Origin of the sequence: Ellagibacter sp. (assembly GCF_048412355.1) — a bacterium.
Lineage (GTDB): Bacteria > Actinomycetota > Coriobacteriia > Coriobacteriales > Eggerthellaceae > Ellagibacter.
In genome coordinates, this window is record NZ_DBFSAP010000007.1 from 1 (window position 1) to 16,515 (window position 16,515).

General features: G+C 56.9%; 15 protein-coding genes and 2 tRNA genes. 9 read left to right on the forward strand and 8 right to left on the reverse strand.

From position 1 onward, the window contains the following. Positions 1 to 171 precede the first annotated feature (171 nt). Together ACMRQN_RS00775 and dcm are read left to right on the forward strand one after the other, a co-directional pair. On the forward strand, positions 172 to 1,677 hold the full coding sequence (locus tag ACMRQN_RS00775) for a Sau3AI family type II restriction endonuclease (protein ID WP_418733404.1): 1,506 nt from the start codon (positions 172 to 174) through the stop codon (positions 1,675 to 1,677). A 109-nt stretch (positions 1,678 to 1,786) separates the two neighbouring features. Then, positions 1,787 to 3,046 (forward strand): DNA (cytosine-5-)-methyltransferase, encoded by a 1,260-nt coding sequence (gene dcm / locus ACMRQN_RS00780; protein ID WP_418733405.1) that lies wholly within the window; start codon positions 1,787 to 1,789, stop codon positions 3,044 to 3,046. A gap of 201 nt (positions 3,047 to 3,247) precedes the next feature. Here dcm and ACMRQN_RS00785 read toward each other — a convergent pair. Both ACMRQN_RS00785 and ACMRQN_RS00790 read right to left on the reverse strand, forming a co-directional pair. After that, positions 3,248 to 3,322, reverse strand: a tRNA-Val gene (locus tag ACMRQN_RS00785). 198 nt (positions 3,323 to 3,520) lie between these two features. After that, positions 3,521 to 4,321 (reverse strand): teichoic acid transporter, encoded by an 801-nt coding sequence (locus ACMRQN_RS00790; RefSeq protein ID WP_418733406.1) that lies wholly within the window; start codon positions 4,319 to 4,321, stop codon positions 3,521 to 3,523. A gap of 267 nt (positions 4,322 to 4,588) precedes the next feature. On the opposite strand from ACMRQN_RS00790, the gene ACMRQN_RS00795 reads away from it, so the two are divergent. Then, on the forward strand, positions 4,589 to 5,485 hold the full coding sequence (locus tag ACMRQN_RS00795) for a TerC family protein (protein WP_418733407.1): 897 nt from the start codon (positions 4,589 to 4,591) through the stop codon (positions 5,483 to 5,485). A 129-nt stretch (positions 5,486 to 5,614) separates the two neighbouring features. Next, positions 5,615 to 5,703, forward strand: a tRNA-Leu gene (locus tag ACMRQN_RS00800). Positions 5,704 to 5,763: 60 nt separating this feature from the next. Here ACMRQN_RS00800 and ACMRQN_RS00805 read toward each other — a convergent pair. The 6 genes from ACMRQN_RS00805 to ACMRQN_RS00830 all read right to left on the reverse strand — a co-directional run bounded on the left by ACMRQN_RS00805 (position 5,764) and on the right by ACMRQN_RS00830 (position 11,005). Further along, positions 5,764 to 5,970: a recombinase family protein gene (locus ACMRQN_RS00805; protein ID WP_418733431.1), complete on the reverse strand. Its 207-nt coding sequence runs from the start codon at positions 5,968 to 5,970 to the stop codon at positions 5,764 to 5,766. 21 nt (positions 5,971 to 5,991) lie between these two features. After that, the gene (locus ACMRQN_RS00810; RefSeq protein ID WP_418733408.1) at positions 5,992 to 6,909 is read right to left on the reverse strand and encodes an Abi family protein; all 918 of its coding nucleotides are present in this window, start codon (positions 6,907 to 6,909) and stop codon (positions 5,992 to 5,994) included. Positions 6,910 to 7,070: 161 nt separating this feature from the next. After that, positions 7,071 to 8,228 (reverse strand): exonuclease domain-containing protein, encoded by a 1,158-nt coding sequence (locus ACMRQN_RS00815; RefSeq protein ID WP_418733409.1) that lies wholly within the window; start codon positions 8,226 to 8,228, stop codon positions 7,071 to 7,073. 121 nt (positions 8,229 to 8,349) lie between these two features. Further along, entirely contained in the window at positions 8,350 to 9,102 is a 753-nt protein-coding gene (locus tag ACMRQN_RS00820) for a DpnII family type II restriction endonuclease (RefSeq protein ID WP_297151085.1), read from the reverse strand. Between the two features lie 35 nt (positions 9,103 to 9,137). Beyond that, complete coding sequence (locus ACMRQN_RS00825) at positions 9,138 to 9,524, reverse strand: helix-turn-helix transcriptional regulator (protein ID WP_418733410.1); 387 nt, start codon at positions 9,522 to 9,524, stop codon at positions 9,138 to 9,140. 515 nt (positions 9,525 to 10,039) lie between these two features. After that, positions 10,040 to 11,005 carry a diacylglycerol/lipid kinase family protein gene (locus ACMRQN_RS00830; RefSeq protein ID WP_418733411.1) on the reverse strand — a complete coding sequence of 322 codons (966 nt, stop codon included), beginning with the start codon at positions 11,003 to 11,005 and terminating at the stop codon, positions 10,040 to 10,042. A 79-nt stretch (positions 11,006 to 11,084) separates the two neighbouring features. Here ACMRQN_RS00830 and rnd point away from each other — a divergent pair, with 79 nt between their 5' ends. The 5 genes from rnd (at position 11,085) to ACMRQN_RS00855 (ending at position 16,399) form a co-directional block, all read left to right on the forward strand. Next, positions 11,085 to 12,230 carry a ribonuclease D gene (gene rnd, locus ACMRQN_RS00835; RefSeq protein WP_418733412.1) on the forward strand — a complete coding sequence of 382 codons (1,146 nt, stop codon included), beginning with the start codon at positions 11,085 to 11,087 and terminating at the stop codon, positions 12,228 to 12,230. Positions 12,231 to 12,443: 213 nt separating this feature from the next. Beyond that, on the forward strand, positions 12,444 to 13,112 hold the full coding sequence (locus tag ACMRQN_RS00840; protein WP_418733413.1) for a zinc metallopeptidase: 669 nt from the start codon (positions 12,444 to 12,446) through the stop codon (positions 13,110 to 13,112). 5 nt (positions 13,113 to 13,117) lie between these two features. Next, positions 13,118 to 14,677, forward strand: coding sequence for an exodeoxyribonuclease VII large subunit (gene xseA, locus ACMRQN_RS00845; protein WP_418733414.1), 1,560 nt, complete (start codon positions 13,118 to 13,120; stop codon positions 14,675 to 14,677). Positions 14,678 to 14,710: 33 nt separating this feature from the next. Beyond that, positions 14,711 to 14,959 (forward strand): exodeoxyribonuclease VII small subunit, encoded by a 249-nt coding sequence (gene xseB, locus ACMRQN_RS00850; protein ID WP_158048595.1) that lies wholly within the window; start codon positions 14,711 to 14,713, stop codon positions 14,957 to 14,959. A 225-nt stretch (positions 14,960 to 15,184) separates the two neighbouring features. After that, positions 15,185 to 16,399: an acetate/propionate family kinase gene (locus ACMRQN_RS00855; protein WP_418733415.1), complete on the forward strand. Its 1,215-nt coding sequence runs from the start codon at positions 15,185 to 15,187 to the stop codon at positions 16,397 to 16,399. The last annotated feature ends 116 nt before the right edge of the window (positions 16,400 to 16,515 follow it).

Here is a 16,515-nt window from a genome sequence, read left to right on the forward strand (position 1 = left end):
GGGGTCGCGGGTTCGAACCCCGTTGTCCGCTCCAGAAACTCAAACGACCTGGTCATCCGACTGGGTCGTTTTTTATATCACAAGCCTCTTTCTCATATCCTGAAAAGGCGGCTATCATGGGTTTACGCCAATCGTTAGCACTATCTCGTGTTCAGATAGGGGAGGAGAATCATGCCGGTATGGAAGCTTTCGCCCAATGAGTGCAGAACGCTTGACCTTAGCAACCCGGATGAACTGTTGCGATATGCCAAAAAGCTTGTTGGCCATTCGTTTCGAGAAGTGCTTATGCTCGGTATATCTCCTGATGATTCGCCAGTGAAGGACTATGGCAACGTAAAATTCAAAGGCGGTATGGGCACGCTTATCGAGGAATGCTACTTCGGATATAAGGCGAATAGCGATGAGCACCCCGATTTTCCAGATGCTGGCGTGGAGTTGAAGGCGACCTGCTATGACATCAAGAAGGATGGAGAATTATCGGCCGGAGAGCGTCTTTCCATCACTAACATTCATTACGATGAACGGATTGAGGCCAACCTCGAAGATTCTGGGGTTTGGCATAAGGCTTCCCTGATTCTTCTTATCTACTACGAGCATGATCGCTCCATCGAAAAGCTTGATCAGAAAATCAAGTACGTGATTATGTTTACGCCGTCCGATGTCGATTGGGCAATTATCAAACAAGATTATGAGTTGATTCAGAAAATGGTAATGGATGGCGAAGCCGACATGCTGAGCGAGAGTCTGACGCGTTATCTCGGTGCGTGCACCAAAGGTGCAACTGCCGCTAAGTCCTGGGTAAATCAGTATCGAAATCCCGCCAGACAGGCGAAGCAGCGTAATTTCTGCTTCAAACGTCAGTACATGGATTACGTGCTGCACCACTACGTGATGAGCGAGCCGGAAGACAGCGAGAGCATTATTGACGACGCTTCCGTTCTGAATGAGCTGACCTTCGATGAGTACGTGTTGTCTGAAATAAACGCTCATGCTGGGAAAACCGACAAACAGCTTTGCGAAATGCTTGGAATGGAATATACGGGGAACAAGGCACAGTGGGTTTCGATAACTTACAAGCTCCTCGGTCTACGAGGCGAGCATGCACAGGAGTTCGAGAAGGCGGGTATCAGCGTCCGCACTATCAGGGTAAAACCACATGGAGGAGTGAAAGAAAGTCTGTCACTCGATACGTTCGATTTTATCGAGCTGCTCGAAGAGGAGGATTGGGAACACTCCGATCTCTTTACTTATTTCGATGAGACAAGGTTTCTCTTCGTTGTCTTTCAGCAGGTTGACGACTCGATGGTTCTGCGCGGAGCCCGCTTCTGGAGCATGCCGATTACTGACCTGGAGGGCCCCTTGCATGATGTTTGGGATAAGACGAGGGAGGTCATAGCTGAAGGCGTTGAACTCGTGCCAACAAGGCAGAAGAACGGCAAAATCGTTGTCAAAAACAACCTACCTGGGAAGCAGGATAATCCTGTTGCGCACGTCCGTCCGCACACGGGGAAGAGTGCCTATCGCTTCATGGACGGTTCGGAAATCGGCGATGTCGAGAGGCATGCCTCGCCGTTACCGGACGGACGATGGATGACAAAGCAAAGTTTCTGGTTGAACAACGATTACGTGTACGGCATCGTCGATTTGGCAGAGGGTGACGACAGCGAAAGAGGTTAGTGCTCTTTTTCTGGGTGTCCCATAATCGGATCTTCCCATATAAGCGTTGATCGGATACAATAGCCTTCTGTGAAATTCAACAGGCACAGTAGCTAAGGAGAAACGTGCCATGAATACTATCAAAGTTGCCGAGCTGTTTGCCGGCGTGGGAGGCTTTCGCCTTGGCTTAGAGGGGTATAGCAATCCCGACAACCCTGAATTCGATATGGCGTCAGCGGGTCCCTTTGAAACAATTTGGGCGAACCAATGGGAACCGCCCGGAAACGATAGCAAGCAGTTTGCCTGGCGCTGCTACGAAGAGCGCTTCGGGGAAGGAAGCTGCGTTAACGAGGATATCAATAAGGTGCTCGATGCTTACGAAAAGGGCGATATCGATATTCCCGACGTTGATATGGTCGTCGGCGGCTTTCCTTGCCAAGATTATTCAGTCGCCAAACCTCTTGCGAAGGCTGGCGGTATCGAGGGTAAGAAGGGCGTGCTCTGGTGGGATATCTATCGATTCCTGCATCTAAAGGAACCTCGATATGTCCTCCTCGAGAACGTCGACAGGTTATTAAAGAGTCCGGCTTCGCAACGCGGTCGCGATTTCGCCATCATGTTGTCGTGCCTGTCTGATCTTGGCTACTCCGTTGAATGGCGCGTGGTCAACAGCGCTGAGTACGGTTTCCCGCAGCGCCGCAAGCGCGTTTACATTTACGCTGAGCTCACATCTGAGAGCTGGAATCTCGAAGAGCGCATTTCGAGCGGGGTTTTGTCTTCTGCTTTGCCGATAGTAAAGCCAGAAGTCTTCAATGATTTCGTGGTCCCGAATGACCCGTACGAGGCTACGCAATCGTTCAACGTAGGCGGCAAAGGAAAATCGCCGTTCGGCACCGCTGGGGCGATGAGCGATTGCCATGTTGTCACGTGTGATGTCGCCGAGGACTTCTGCGGTGAGCGCCGTACGCTCGGTGATGTGATTGTCTCGCCGAAGGAAGTACCAGAGTCGTTTTATATTCCCGAGGAGAAGCTTGAGAGGTGGCGCTACCTCAAGGGTTCGAAGAGCGAGGAGCGCGTGAACAAGCAGACGGGTTTCAAGTACCATTATTCTGAAGGATCGATGGCTTTTCCCGACTTACTTACCAACCCGTCCCGTACGATTCTGACTGGGGAGGGCGGCTCGGGGGCTTCCCGCTTTAAGCACATTGTGGAAATTGATGGGCGTTATCGTCGCCTTGTTCCAGACGAACTCGACCAGCTGCAGGGCTTTCCGAGGGGTTGGACAAATGTTGGCATGACCGATGGCCATCGCGCGTTCTGCATGGGCAATGCGCTCGTCGTGGGAATCCCGCATCTCATCGGGGAGCAGATAGCGGCACAACAACGTTAACGTGGCTTGCTCTCTCGCTTGAGAGTTTCATCACCTTTTTAGCTATCAAGAAGGCCGCTATCGCCTCTTGGCCGGGCGATGGCGGCCTTGGTTTATCCTGGCAGCGGAAGGCGTCCCGATGATGGGGCATGGCTTTGGTTGACCCTAGTGGATTCTGCGGAAAACAAAAGAGCCAGGCGATTTGCCTGGCTCTTGGATTCATGGTGGGCGATACAAGATTTGAACTTGTGACCCCTACCGTGTCAAGGTAGTGCTCTCCCCCTGAGCTAACCGCCCATGATTTGTTTTCGCTCCGTGTATCTGCTTGGCGCGTCAACAAGACGATAGTTTACCAGAACGAGAATCTTTGCCAACCCCTAATCTCAACTTTTTTGAAAAAGTTTGGTAGGGTGGGAAGTCCGCCCGAGTTGCAACCCGTTCTCGCACCTTGAAATGTCTTGCCGTGAGCGGCGTTCTAAGGCCGCCTTCCGTCTTTTACTTCGTCATGCGCACGCCGACGTAGATCGCGGTGTCGGGGAGTCCCTTGATCTTGTAGACACTCGACAGCGGAATCGCGGAAACTCGCCAATTGTATGTCGCGCCGTTCGCCTCGATCGTGCCAGAGCGATAGGTGTTTCCTGCGCTGTCGGTTCCCGAATCGACAATCGGCGCCTCAGCGAGCCCTGAAGCCGCCATAGCATCCTGGATAGCCGCATCTACGCCGCCCGACGAGAAGTCGGCGAACTTCAGTCTCATGTCAGTCGTGCCCGAACGGTTAACCGAAAGCGTCCACGAGCCCTTCAGAAGGCGCGAGGCATCCGTTGCCGAAAGGCTCGATATGCCGCTTGCGTACATCACACCGGCTTCGGCGAGGGAGACATCGCTCGGAAGCTTCACGATATCGAAGCCGCCATCGGGGTATTCGCCTTCCTTAGTCGTCTCGTAGGTGGTGTACCCCGCGTTGGCGAGCGCCTGTTTAATCGCGTTGTCGTCGCTTTCCATATACGTCGTGAGGTTGGGGATGTCGTAACTCACGTCGCGCGCGAGGTTGTCTGCGACCGTCTGCTCCGCTCGAGCAGGTGCGCCGTAGACGCCGTCGAAGTACTTCGCGAGCATGAAGGCGCCGATGAGGGCTGCAACAATGATGAAGACCCCCGCTAGTGCGTACGACTTGCGGGGGAGCTCGAACGGTCGCGCAAGGCTCGAGCCGTCGATATACTTTACGGAACCTTCGATGTCGGTGAACTCGGGCTCGTGGTTGCGATAGGGCGCATCTTCGAACTTATCGATTGTCATGCTTTGCTCCTGGATGGTTTGTGCATTTCGCCGATTATAGCATTGCCCGTTCATAGCTCCATGGTAGGATACCCACTGCCCGTGGGGGAGTAGCTGGCGCGATATACGCGCGGCACGTTCAACATCGTGGTTCGTCGTAAGGCGGATCTGGCGTGTCTGAAATAGCGAGACTCATGGCGCATCGATTAGGTCGGTGCGCCATGAGTCTTTTTTTATGCCCCCGAGCATTTTGACGAGAAGGCCGGAACTGAAAAGGAGACGACGACAGTGGACCTTTCCATCTTTGCAAGTCCTGAGGCATGGATCAGCCTCGTGACGCTCATTTTTTTGGAGATCGTGCTCGGTGTGGACAACATCGTGTTCATCTCGATCACCTCGAATCGCCTGCCGGAGGAGAAGCAGCATATCGGCCGCAAGCTCGGCCTTGCCGGCGCGATGCTTTCCCGCTGCATTTTCCTCTGCTTCGCGAGTTATCTCGTACATATGGTTGCACCGCTGTTCACAATTGACCTCGGGTTCTTCGCCCATGGCTTCTCCGTGCGCGACATCGTGTTGCTGCTTGGCGGTGCGTACCTCATCTACAAGGGCATCGACGAGATGCGCGACGTGCTCGCGCTCACTGAGGAGAAGGCGTCGCATTCCGAGGAGCACAAGGCGAAGCATCAGATTGGTCTTGGTCAGGCTATCGGTACCATCATGGTGATGGATATCGTCTTCTCGATCGACTCGGTTATCACGGCGGTGGGCTTGGCGAATTACCTCATCATCATGATTCTCGCGGTTGTGATCGCGGTCATCATGATGATGGTGTTCATCGACCCGATTTCCGACTTCATCAACAAGCACACGGAAATGAAGATCCTCGCGCTCTGTTTTATCTCGGTCATCGGCATTCTGCTCGTGCTCGATTCGCTTGGCATCAACTCGGGTATCGAGGTTCTCGACATGCACATGGAGAAGCTCATGGTGTACTTCGCCATGGTGTTCGCTTTTGTGCTCGAGCTCATTCAGATGCGCTGGTCGTCGAATTTCGCGAAGTGGAAGCAGGAAGTTGCCTCGACCTCTGCGAACGACGGCACGGTGGGGAAGATGGCGTGCGAAGAGGCTTCTGCAGACGTAAAGGCTGTTGAAGCGGGCGATGCCTCCAAGGGGGAGAGCGAGTAGCTCCCGCATGCCGAAGGGCCTTTGGGCGGGTTTATCGAAGGGGTTTCAAAAAAGTTGAAATTACCCCTTGCGCGCTCAGCTGGTTCTGGTAATATATGCAACGTTGCGTCTGACGCAGCCGAGAAATTCGTCGGAGTGGTGGAACGGCAGACACGCTAGCTTGAGGTGCTAGTGCCCACTTAACGGGTGTGCGGGTTCAAATCCCGCCTCCGACACCAAAGAAATCAAGTGCGAACCCTTTTTCTGGTTCGCACTTTTTTGTGCCTGGAGCGCGAACCTCATCTCGGGGAATCGTAGCAATCTCGGCTGAAACGGTCGAACATGCAGACAGCCACGTAGTCCGACTCGAGCGCGTTCGCTATCATCCTGCGGAACTCGGGGCGGTGGTGGGTCTTTCTCGATAGGGCGTAGTCCTTGCGCGCAGTAATCGCCTTGATGCCCTCTGCCTCGCAGTAGGCCTTGCGCATGCGCAGCTGGTCGTCAATGGACGCCTCGTTTGCTTCTTTTTACTCGTTGACGCTGAACGCGCTGTATATCGACTCGACCTTCATCTCTTTCAGCACTTTTTTGAGGACATCGGGCCCAAGGCTATTCGACAGCTTCAAAAGCATCGCAGCGTATTGCGCCAATAATTCCACGTAAGTGTTCTTTGACAGCACGAGCTGCATATCGTTGACCACGTCCGTCACGGCAATGTCGCGCGATGGAGATGCTTTCGCGCAATAGAACCGCTCGTCGTGCGCGCAGATATTCCTGAAATCCTTGATGTGGTCGTAGGCAAGCCTGAGCCGCCTGGGCGATATCCTTATCGGCTTCTCGTGGTCGTTCGCGTAGAGCGACGAGAACGCTTTCGCGATTTCGTTCCGGATGCTCTCCGGCTGGAAGCAATAGAACTTGAACGCCTGCCCGAGTGTGAGGTATTTCATCAGCACCCATATCGGCACCTCGTCGTGATTCTTCGAATAATGTTCGAGGTAAAGCTTGCGTTTTGGCTTCCTGTGAGAGTTTCTGCCGAGAGCTGTGTTGAAATCCGAGAGAAGGAGGCCGATTTGGTTGGGGCTTGTGTCGTAGCTACTTGCGTCGAGGTACGGCTCTTTCTCTCCGATATGGGCTTCTGAGAAGCAGTACGCCGATGTCGTCTTGAGGGCCTCCTCTGCAATGGCGAAGTATTTGAAAAACAGCATGCGCAGCTCGCGGTCGAACATGAAGAGCGCGTATATGTCCGCGAACGAGGTTCCAGGTAGGTAGCGGTCGTCTTTCGCCGATTCCGACTTTTCCTTGTCGATGAACGGCGCCTTGTATCCGTTGACTACGGAATAGTAGCCTTCGCGCAAAAGGACCTCAGGCGTGTCATCGTCTGTTGCAACGCCGCGCGCTTCGAGCAGCTCGACCTGCTCTTCGATGGTTTTGAACGGTTTGTCCATATTGCCTCCAAAACAAGAAAACCGCCTCTCGGCGGTCTTCTTGGACTGCGACGGACGTACCGTATCGCAGCCTCATCACGCCTTTTACTTTACCTTCATCGTCAAGAAATGTCAAAGGCTCTTTGCAAACTCGACGAAAATCAAAAGGTCGTTAACCTCTATCAGAGCGCATCGTAGAGGTCTGACTCCGAGATGATCTGCACTGCGGAGCCCTTGGCTTGCCAGTCGAGCGCCGCCTTGACCTTCGAGCCGTAGTTCCCCATCGACCAGTTCTCGTTACCCATGCCGCCAACAACCACGTAGTCGCACTTCTTCGTCACGCTTTTGATGATCAGCCCGCCTCTTGCCTGGATCACTTCCGCGACAGAGCTTTTCGTTCCGTGCTCGAAGTTTCCGCTCAGCACGAAGTTCTTCGCTTCGAAGGATATGTCCGCAGCACCATCTGAGGACGATGTCGGGTTGACGAAGCGACTAAGCGCCTGGACGATATCAGCCGACTCCTCTTCGTCGATCTGGCCGTCGACGATTGCTGACTCGATCGTCGACAGTATCGGCTTGATGAACCGGTCGTTCGCGATATCTGGCAGCGCGTCGCAAAGTTCGAGGATCGCGCACGCCTCGTCAATGGAGACATCGCCGTCCTCTATAACCTTCTCGGCAAGCCCTTTCATGAGTCGCAGCTCCTTCGTCTCCTCGGAATAGAGGATTCCTGAGCCTGCGGCCTTGTATGATGGTCGGCTGCAATACTCGTATCTCTCGAACGAGGGGAGCTGGTGAGACTCGGCTACCATTGCCCAGAAGATGTCTTTGCACGCCTTAGCGTCGCTCATTGCCTCATGGTGCTTGCTCATGGGGATGTTGAAGAAGTCGCATATCGAAGGAAGCTTATGACTTGCGAGCTCGGGGTGCATCGACTTCATCATGCACATAGTGCACGCGTATCGGAGCTCTGGTGCTTGCAGGTCGTACCCGGTAAGGCATTTCCAGATTACCGACAGGTCGAATGACGCGTTGTGGGCGACGATGCTTGACTGGACGAGCATCGTGGAGAGGGAGGAGTCCCACAGATCGGCGAAAGACGGGGCGCCCTTGACGTCGATGGGCGCGATCCCGTGAATGCTCATGCAGATATCGTCGAACGGCGCCTCTGGGTTCACCAGTCGCGAGAGGCTGTTGACGACGTCGCCGCGCATGTCCGTTTGAACGATTCCGATAGAGCATATCCTGTCGTTGTGCCTGTTGGGCGTCTCGACGTCGAGGAACGTTATGAGCTCGTCGCCCGATGCCTTATCTGTTTGCGATAATCCGAAGAGTCCCATCTTTCCTCCTTTAGAAAGCTTCCCTGGATTGGAAGTAGGCCGCGTACTCTACGTGGACTTGACAGTCGTCCTGGGCGGCGATATACATGTTCTCGTGCTCGGGGTTGTGAGACTCGGGAGGTTAGTCCTCTTTGGGCTTCTGCTTCTGCTTTTCAGCGCGTTCCATGCGCTTGATCGCCTTCTCGTGCTCCTCGGTAACGACGTCATTGCGGAACAGCCGTTTGAGCAATGCCGAAGCTATTTCCGAATTGGTCAACCGCTGCCCAGTGGCATTCTTGATGGAGACGCGAAGCTTGTTCATCACATCGTCGGACAGTATGTGATCTGCGAGGTTCGCGCCAGACAGCGCAATGCGCCGCTGATAGTAGTCTTCGATCTCTTTTTTGCGATTCGCTTCTTCCGAGAATAAGTAGAACAGGCGAGCCTTCTCGGCGGGTTTCATGCCGTCGTCGGATAGCTTGACGGTGAACACATGCTTGGTGACAGGGATCTTCCCCTCAAGCTCTGTGCGGTAGGCTTGCCACTCGTCGCCGTTTGTGAGGATGACCCAGTCGATGCCCTCATCGACTGCGTACTGCCTCGCTTGATTGAGGTGCGTCTCCTTGAGCTTCAAACCGATCTGCTTGACCTCGATAACGAACACATTCTCATCGCTGGTTTTGACAACGTAGTCGGCGTAACGAGAACCAATCATCTGTTCTGCTGTCACATTCTCGAACTTGTCCCATCCAAGATACTCGCTCAGCATGTCCGAGACTATTTTCCTTGTGTCGGCTTCTTTGTAGTCATCGCGGATAGCGCGCTCGACGATGCCGTTCATGCGGCGCAGGCCCTTTTTGATGCGCTCGATGGCCTTTTCCTGATAGACGTACATGTTTAACTATCTCCTCACACTAAGTTTGGCTTGCATTAATTTGGCCCCATCGCGGCTTTATATGCACTATGTTCGGCGCTGTCTTTAACTATGCGCCGCTCCGGGTCGGCGCTTATCGATTTGGCCGTTTGGACAAGGAGTTCGCGACCCGCTTCATTCATCGAATCGTAGTACCCGTTAAGGGCGGCCTGACCGCTGTGGGTGAAGGACGTGCTGCTGTTATTGCCATCCCATCCGCAAAGGTCGTTCGGGGTGCAGCTGAGAACAAGACAAACGCTGAATGCGTCTTCAAGAGAGATATCCGTCTCGCCGCGTTCCCATGAGCCAATGATTCTATCTGTCGAGCCGATAGCTTTCGCAAGCTCGTTTTGGGTCATGTGTTTCGTCTTGCGAATCTTACGAAGCATCAATTGATAGCCCATGCTATTCACCTCCTGTGGCTAAGGATTCTAACAGTTTCGATTAGGGAAATCTACGAAAAGCGAAGGTTTCTTACTACAAGCTTTTGAAGCCGTAAAAAAAGTCAGGAAATCTACGAAAGCGGTAGATTTTGAAATAAGAAACCTATAGCGAAGTCAATTGCATCGATGGAGCAAATTGCCCCGTGGTCGCTTTTCGCCCTGGTCTCCGCGTTCGGGTTCAAGAGTGGGTGAGTAGATTGACCGACTTCAAGTCGATGGTTGGGCACCGCATTCGAGTAGCACGAGCAGACGCCCGCATGAGCCAAGAGGAATCAGCTAAGGCCGCTGGCGTGAGTGCCGTAAGTGTAAAAAATGAGAACGGCGAGTCGTGCCAGCTCTTTCAGACGGTGGTGCCGCTCGTAAGGGCGCGGGAGGAATATCCCTCGGCTGCGGGGAGCACAAGGTATTGACCCTGCCGATGGAAGCGTGCGGCCTGCAGGGCGGCGGCTTCCGATTCGCCCGCCGCCCCTTGTTGACTATTCCTCGCCGCCGGCCCAGGGGGCGAGCTTCGCGTCGTCCTCGGCGCCGAACAGCTCGACGCATTCTTCGGACACGACGAAGCGTGCTGCACCGGGAAGGATGCGTGCCGCGAAGGGCGTCGTTGCCTTGGCGACCTCGCCATCGTATTGGATCTGCATCGGCGGGTCGGCTTCGACGACGACCTCCCTCGCCTGGAACGTCTCGATGGTCTCGGGGCTGTCCTTGAAATTGCCCTCGTGGTCGATGGCGCGCGCGAAGAGCGCCGGCAAAAGCCCGAACGCGTTTTCGGCCTTCAGCACCACGATGTCGAGCATGCCATCGCGCGGGCTGTTCTTGTTCGTGACCGAGATATCGAATTGGATCTTCGAGAAGTTGACGATGAGAATTCCCAACCCCTCTTCCTCGATGGTCTCGCCATCGAGCGTGAGCGTGATCTTCGAGGTGGGGGGCAGGGGATTCGCGAGCGCGGCGGAAAAGTACGCCATGGGGCCGAGCAGGCGCTTCGAGGGCTGCGCGCCTTTCATAATCGCCGCGTCGTATCCGGCGCCCGCCATGATGCCAAAGCCCTTCTTCACGGGCTCGCCGCCCTCCGCGTGAAATTCGATTTCTGCCATATCGAAATCGAGCGTGGTTCCTGCGCGCAGCATCTTCGCAAGCGCATGGGGCTCGTTGGGTGCTGCAAGGTTCAGCGCGAGGAGGTTCGCGGTGCCTGCGGGGAAGGGCATGACGGGAATTCCCGTGCCGGCCAGGGAATACGCGGTCGCTGTGACCGTCCCATCCCCGCCGCTTGCGATGACCGCGTCAAAGTCGCGAGCGTCGGTGATTAAGCTTTCGAGCTCTGTCGTCCCGTCGGTCGAGCGCAGGCAGACCTCGTCGCCGTCGACGGCGAACGATCGCACGAAATCGTAAATCGCGCCCTCTCCATAACCAGACGCCAGGTTGTTCAGCACGAGTAGTTTCACAGATTCCCCTTCGATTGCTATTATGAGGATTGTAAAGCAACACGCGATTCAGGCGTGCTAGATAAGTAAGGAAACCATTTTGTACCTAGCCGACCAAGCGAGCCTCGAAGCGTTCGTCGAACGTGTCGCGGGCGCCGAGGTGCTCGCCATCGATACCGAGTTCCTCCGTGAGACCACCTACTACCCGAAGCTCTGCCTGCTGCAGATGGCGACCGACGACGAGGTCGCGATCATCGACCCGCTCTCGGTGGACGATCTTTCCGTGATCGCCCCACTTCTCGAAGACGAGCGCACGATGAAGCTTTTCCACGCAGGCGGGCAAGACATCGAGATTCTCCTGCGCGAGGTAGGGTCGATGCCGCGCCCTCTCTTTGACACGCAGATTGCCGCGGCGCTTCTCGGCCATACGCAGCAGATCGGGTACGGAGCGCTTGTCCATACTGTATGCGGTGTCACGCTCAAAAAGACCGACTCTTTCACCGATTGGTCGCAGCGTCCCCTTTCCGATTCGCAGATAGACTACGCGGCCGACGACGTGATTTACCTTCCGCGTGTGTACCGCAAGATGAGAAGCGAGCTTGAGTCGAAGGGGCGCCTTGGATGGCTCACCCCCGACTTCGAGGAGATGATGAACCCCGCGAAATACCACGAGGACCCGCGTCTGCGCTATCGGCGGTTGAAGCGCGTGGCGCAGCTCGACGAGCGGCAGCTGTGCGCGGCGCGCGAGTTCGCGGCCTGGCGCGAGGAGGAAGCACGCAAGCGCGATATGCCTCGCAAGTGGCTTGTTTCCGACGAGCAGATTGTGGAAGCGTGCCGCCGCGATGCGCGTACGATTGACGACCTCTACATGGTTCGAGGCGTGCGGGAGAAGCTTCCCGTGCGCGATGCCCGTGTGGTGATCGAACGTATGAATAAGTCTCGCTCGCTCCCGAAGAACGAATGGCCCAACCTGGGGAAACCGTCGCGCAATGAGCGCAACGTCGACGCCTCGATCGACCTTATGGCGGCGCTTGTCCGCCTGCGCGCGAAGGAGAACGGGGTCGCCATGCAGACATTGGCGAGCCACAGTGACTTGGCGGCGCTTGCGCGCGGACACTCCGAGGGAAGCGACCTCATGCGCGGATGGCGATGGGCGCTTGTGGGCGAGGAACTCGTCGACCTCCTCGAAGGCCGTATTGCGCTGAGCCTGAACAAAGGCGAACTCGTCGTCGAGCGTCTGGGGTAGGGGCCTGCTTTCGGGGGTCGGTTTCGGCGTTGCGGAGGAGCGTCCAAAGGGGGACAGCTCTCGCTACCGGTGTCGCCCCTGCGCAGCGATTGCGGACGTTTCGCGTAAAGCGCCGCCGTGCGTTTGGGCGCGGGTCCGCATACGCTAAAGTGTACAATTGTTCGTAAAATCAAGAAGCAGTGTCTCCCCTTCATGAAGGAGTGAGTGGTACTTATGTTTATGAGTGGAAGCTACCTCGCATTCATCGTTCTTACCATGGTGATCGGCTTGGGCGCTCAGTGGTATGTGAACAGGCAAATCTCTAAGTTCTCGCGCGTGAGGTCGTCATTTGGCGTGACCGGCGCCCAGATGGCGCAGCGTATGCTCGCCGACCACGGCATCACCAACGTCGCGATCAGGCAAGGCGGGGCAGGGCAAGATCATTTCGATCCGCGCAACAACTCCATCACGCTCGACCCTGAAGCCTACAACGGCACGAGCATCACGGCGATCGCCACGGCATGCCACGAGGCGGGCCACGCGTGCCAGTTCGCGCAGGGCTATACGCCCATGACGGTGCGCGGCGCGCTCGTCCCCGCAGTGAACCTTGCATCGAACGCCTGGGTGTTCCTGCTCGTGATAGGAATCGTTCTGCAGCTTGAGGGCCTTCAGGCGCTCGCAATCGCTATGTACGCGGTTGTCTTGGTGTTCCAGTTGGTCACGCTCCCTGTCGAGTTCAACGCATCGCATCGCGCGATGGATTACCTGTCGGGTGTCGGTGCCGTCTCCGCCGAGCGCAAAGGCGCCTTCAACGTGTTGCGCGCTTGCGCTCTGACCTACGTGGCCGCGGCGCTCATCTCCGTGCTTCAGCTTCTCTGGCTTTTGGGCCAGCGCGAAGAGTAGCCGCCATGGAACGCTGGGAGGAAAGCCTCAAGCGCGCCCGCAGCGCAGCGCGAGCTGCGGAGGGTCAAACGCGCGCAACTTCTCGAGAATATGCTTTCGACCAGTCGAAATACGGGTCGTCTTACGCGGTCGAGTCTGCGGGCGGGGAAGGTAAGGCAGAACCCGAGCCCCTCACCGTCTCGGGTGCCATGGCGCTTGCAAAAGGAGCGCTTGAGAACGTTACCGTGAAGCTCGTCGGCGAGGTATCCGAGGTGTCGAACAAGGCGGGCTACAAGGCCGTCTACTTCACGGTGAAGGATCAGAAGGCATCGCTTCCCTGCATGATGTGGCTCAATCGCTACCGAGCATGCGGAGTCGAGCTCGACGTCGGCGCGCTTGTCGAGCTGACGGGGCGGTTCACCCTCTATGCACCGAAGGGCCGCATGAACTTCGACGTGTTCTCGGTAAGCTTGGCGGGCGAGGGGAACTTGCGCATGCAGGTTGCGAACCTCGCGCGCAAGCTTTACGTGGAAGGTCTCACTGACGAGGCGCGAAAGCGTCCCGTTCCTGCAAATATCCAGGTTGTAGGCCTTGTCACCTCGCCTCGCGGAGACGCGGTGCACGACGTTTTGCGAACGCTTCGACGTCGTTGGCCGCTGGCGAGGGTTCTCGTCGCGGGCGTACCTGTCGAAGGTGCGCGTGCGCCGCAGGAGCTCGTCCGCGGCATCGATTGCGTGTCTCGCGCGGGTGCCGAGGCGGTTCTGCTCGTCCGCGGCGGCGGGTCGTACGAGGATCTCATGCCCTTCAACGACGAGGGGCTTGCGCGCGCCATCGCCGCATGTCCCGTCCCCGTGGTGACAGGCATCGGGCACGAGCCGGACACGACCATTGCCGACCTCGTGGCAGACGTGCGCGCTTCCACCCCGACCGGCGCCGCCGAGGCGGTGTCGCCCTCATCTGCTGAGCTGTCGGGGAACCTCGTCGCCCGTGCGCGGGCAATCCACGACGGTCTCATCCGAAGACTCGACCGCTCCCGCGTGGCCGTCGACCGCGTTGCCACCCGCCCGGTCTTCAAGGACTCGTCCTATCTGCTTGGCACCGACATGCAGACTATCGATTTCCTCTCCGAGCGGCTTATACGCACCGAACCTGCCCGCATAGCGCGCGAGCGCGATTCAGTCGATGCACTCGCCGCCCGCCTCGCCCGCGCGCTTCCTGCGAACACCGAGCGAAATCGCATGGAGCTCGCTTCGCTTACCGTCCGCATGCGCGCAGCGGGCGCAGGCATCGCGCAGCGAGATGAGGCGCGTCTCGAGACGCTTTCGGGCCGTCTTGCTTCACAAGGGAAAAGCCTGGTCGCGCCCTTCGCTCACGAGGTTGGGCTTGCCGCCTCGCGCTTGAACGACCTTTCTCCGCTTGCCGTCATTGCCCGCGGTTACGCGATTGCCCGTACTGACGACGGAGCGGTGGTGAAGAGCGTCGGTCAGGCGCCTGCGGGCTCGAAAGTCGCCGTGCAGGTGTCGGACGGCACGCTTTCGTGCACGGTGGACGCGGCAGCGCCCGCGACAGATGTCGCATCCGAATAGACTAACGACAGCGATCGATAAAGGAGAAACCCTATGGTAGAAGAGAAGCCGATTGAGGAGCTCACCTTCCGCGAGGCGATGGCGGAGCTCGACCGAATCGTGGGTGTGCTCGAGAGCAATTCGCTCGAGCTGGAGCAGAGCGTCACGGCCTATGAGCGCGGAGTGAAGCTGATCGCCTCGCTTAAGAAGCGCATCGACGGCGCCCAGCAGCGCATCGACGTCCTCATGGGCGAGCTGGAGAAGCCGGCAGACGACGAGGTCCGCGACACGACGCTGTCCTAGGCGCGAGCGACGGTTCTCTGCTGATAAACCTTGGACTCACTACCGTCCATCAGCGGCTTTGCGAGAACGCAGGCTTGCTTTCCCATGCGAGAGAAAGCCTGCGTGTCCGCTTTTCGTCTCGAATGAACAGCGGAACCGCTTGCCGAATTCGAACGGCTCGCACGTCCGCTGTTTGCGGCGCATGCCTACAATTTACCAAAACGTAACGTTGTAGGAGGTTGGCTGTTGAACGTTCTGGTCATCAATGCGGGCTCGTCCTCTCTGAAGTACCAACTTGTCCACGTCGAGAATCATGCTGTTATCGCGAAGGGCATCTGCGAGCGCGTGGGCTCGGCAAACGCCTTCCACAAGCACGGAATCGACGAGAACGAAGTGGTCATCGATGCGCAGATGGCCGACCATGATGCAGCTATGGCGCTCGTTCTGGACTCGCTTATCAACAGCGACGACGCACCCATCAAATCCCTCGACGAAATCGATGCGATCGGGCATCGTATCGTTCAGGGCGGCAAGTACTTCGACAAGTCGGTCCTCATCAACGATGTCGTCATCGAGAAGATCGACGAGCTCGCCGAGCTTGCTCCGCTTCACAACAAGGCTGCTCTCATGGGCATTCGCGCGTGTCAGAAGCACATGCCGAATATTCCTATGGTCGCCGTGTTCGACACCTCGTTCTTCCAGACGCTGCCGCCGAAGGCCTACATGTACCCGCTTCCGTACGAGTACTACGAGAAGTACGCCATCCGCAAGTACGGCGCCCACGGCACGTCGCACCGCTACATCTCCGAGCGCGCGGCCGTCGTGCTGGACGAGCCCTTGGAGGACTTGAAGCTTATAACCTGCCATCTGGGCAACGGCTGCTCCATGAGCGCCATCGACCATGGCGTCGCCGTGGACACCTCGATGGGCCTGACGCCGCTCGACGGCCTTATGATGGGCACGCGCTGCGGCGCGATCGACCCGGCCATCGTTCCGTTCCTCATGGAGCACGAGAATCTCACCACCTCCGAGGTCAACGACGTTATGAACAAGAAGTCGGGTCTGCTTGGCATCTCGGGCGTGAGCAACGACCTTCGCAGCGTGCGCGACGCCTCCGAGGGCGGCAACGAGCGTGCACAGCTCGCCTACGACATGTACTCGAACTCGGTGAAGAAATACATCGGTGCCTACATTGCCGTCATGGGCGGCGTCGACGCCATCGTGCTTACCGCAGGCGTCGGCGAGAACTGCGAGAAGATGCGCCGCATGATCTTTGCCGGCCTGCAGCCGCTCGGCATCATCCTCGACGAGGAGAAGAATCGCCAGCGCGGCTTCGAGCGCGAGATTTCCGCCGACAACTCGGCTGTGAAGATCATCATTATCCCCACCAACGAGGAGTACATGATCGCGCTCGACACCTTCCGCATTGTGGAGGAAAGCGAAATCGATCGAGATATCTAGCTCTGCAGGCAATTTCTTTTCGCGTGCGCGTCGGTTAAAAGCGCAAGGGCGCTAGTGCGAGGTTGAAAAAACAATCGGGGGGCTCACGTTTGAGCCCCCCGATTCGTTGCCGGTAT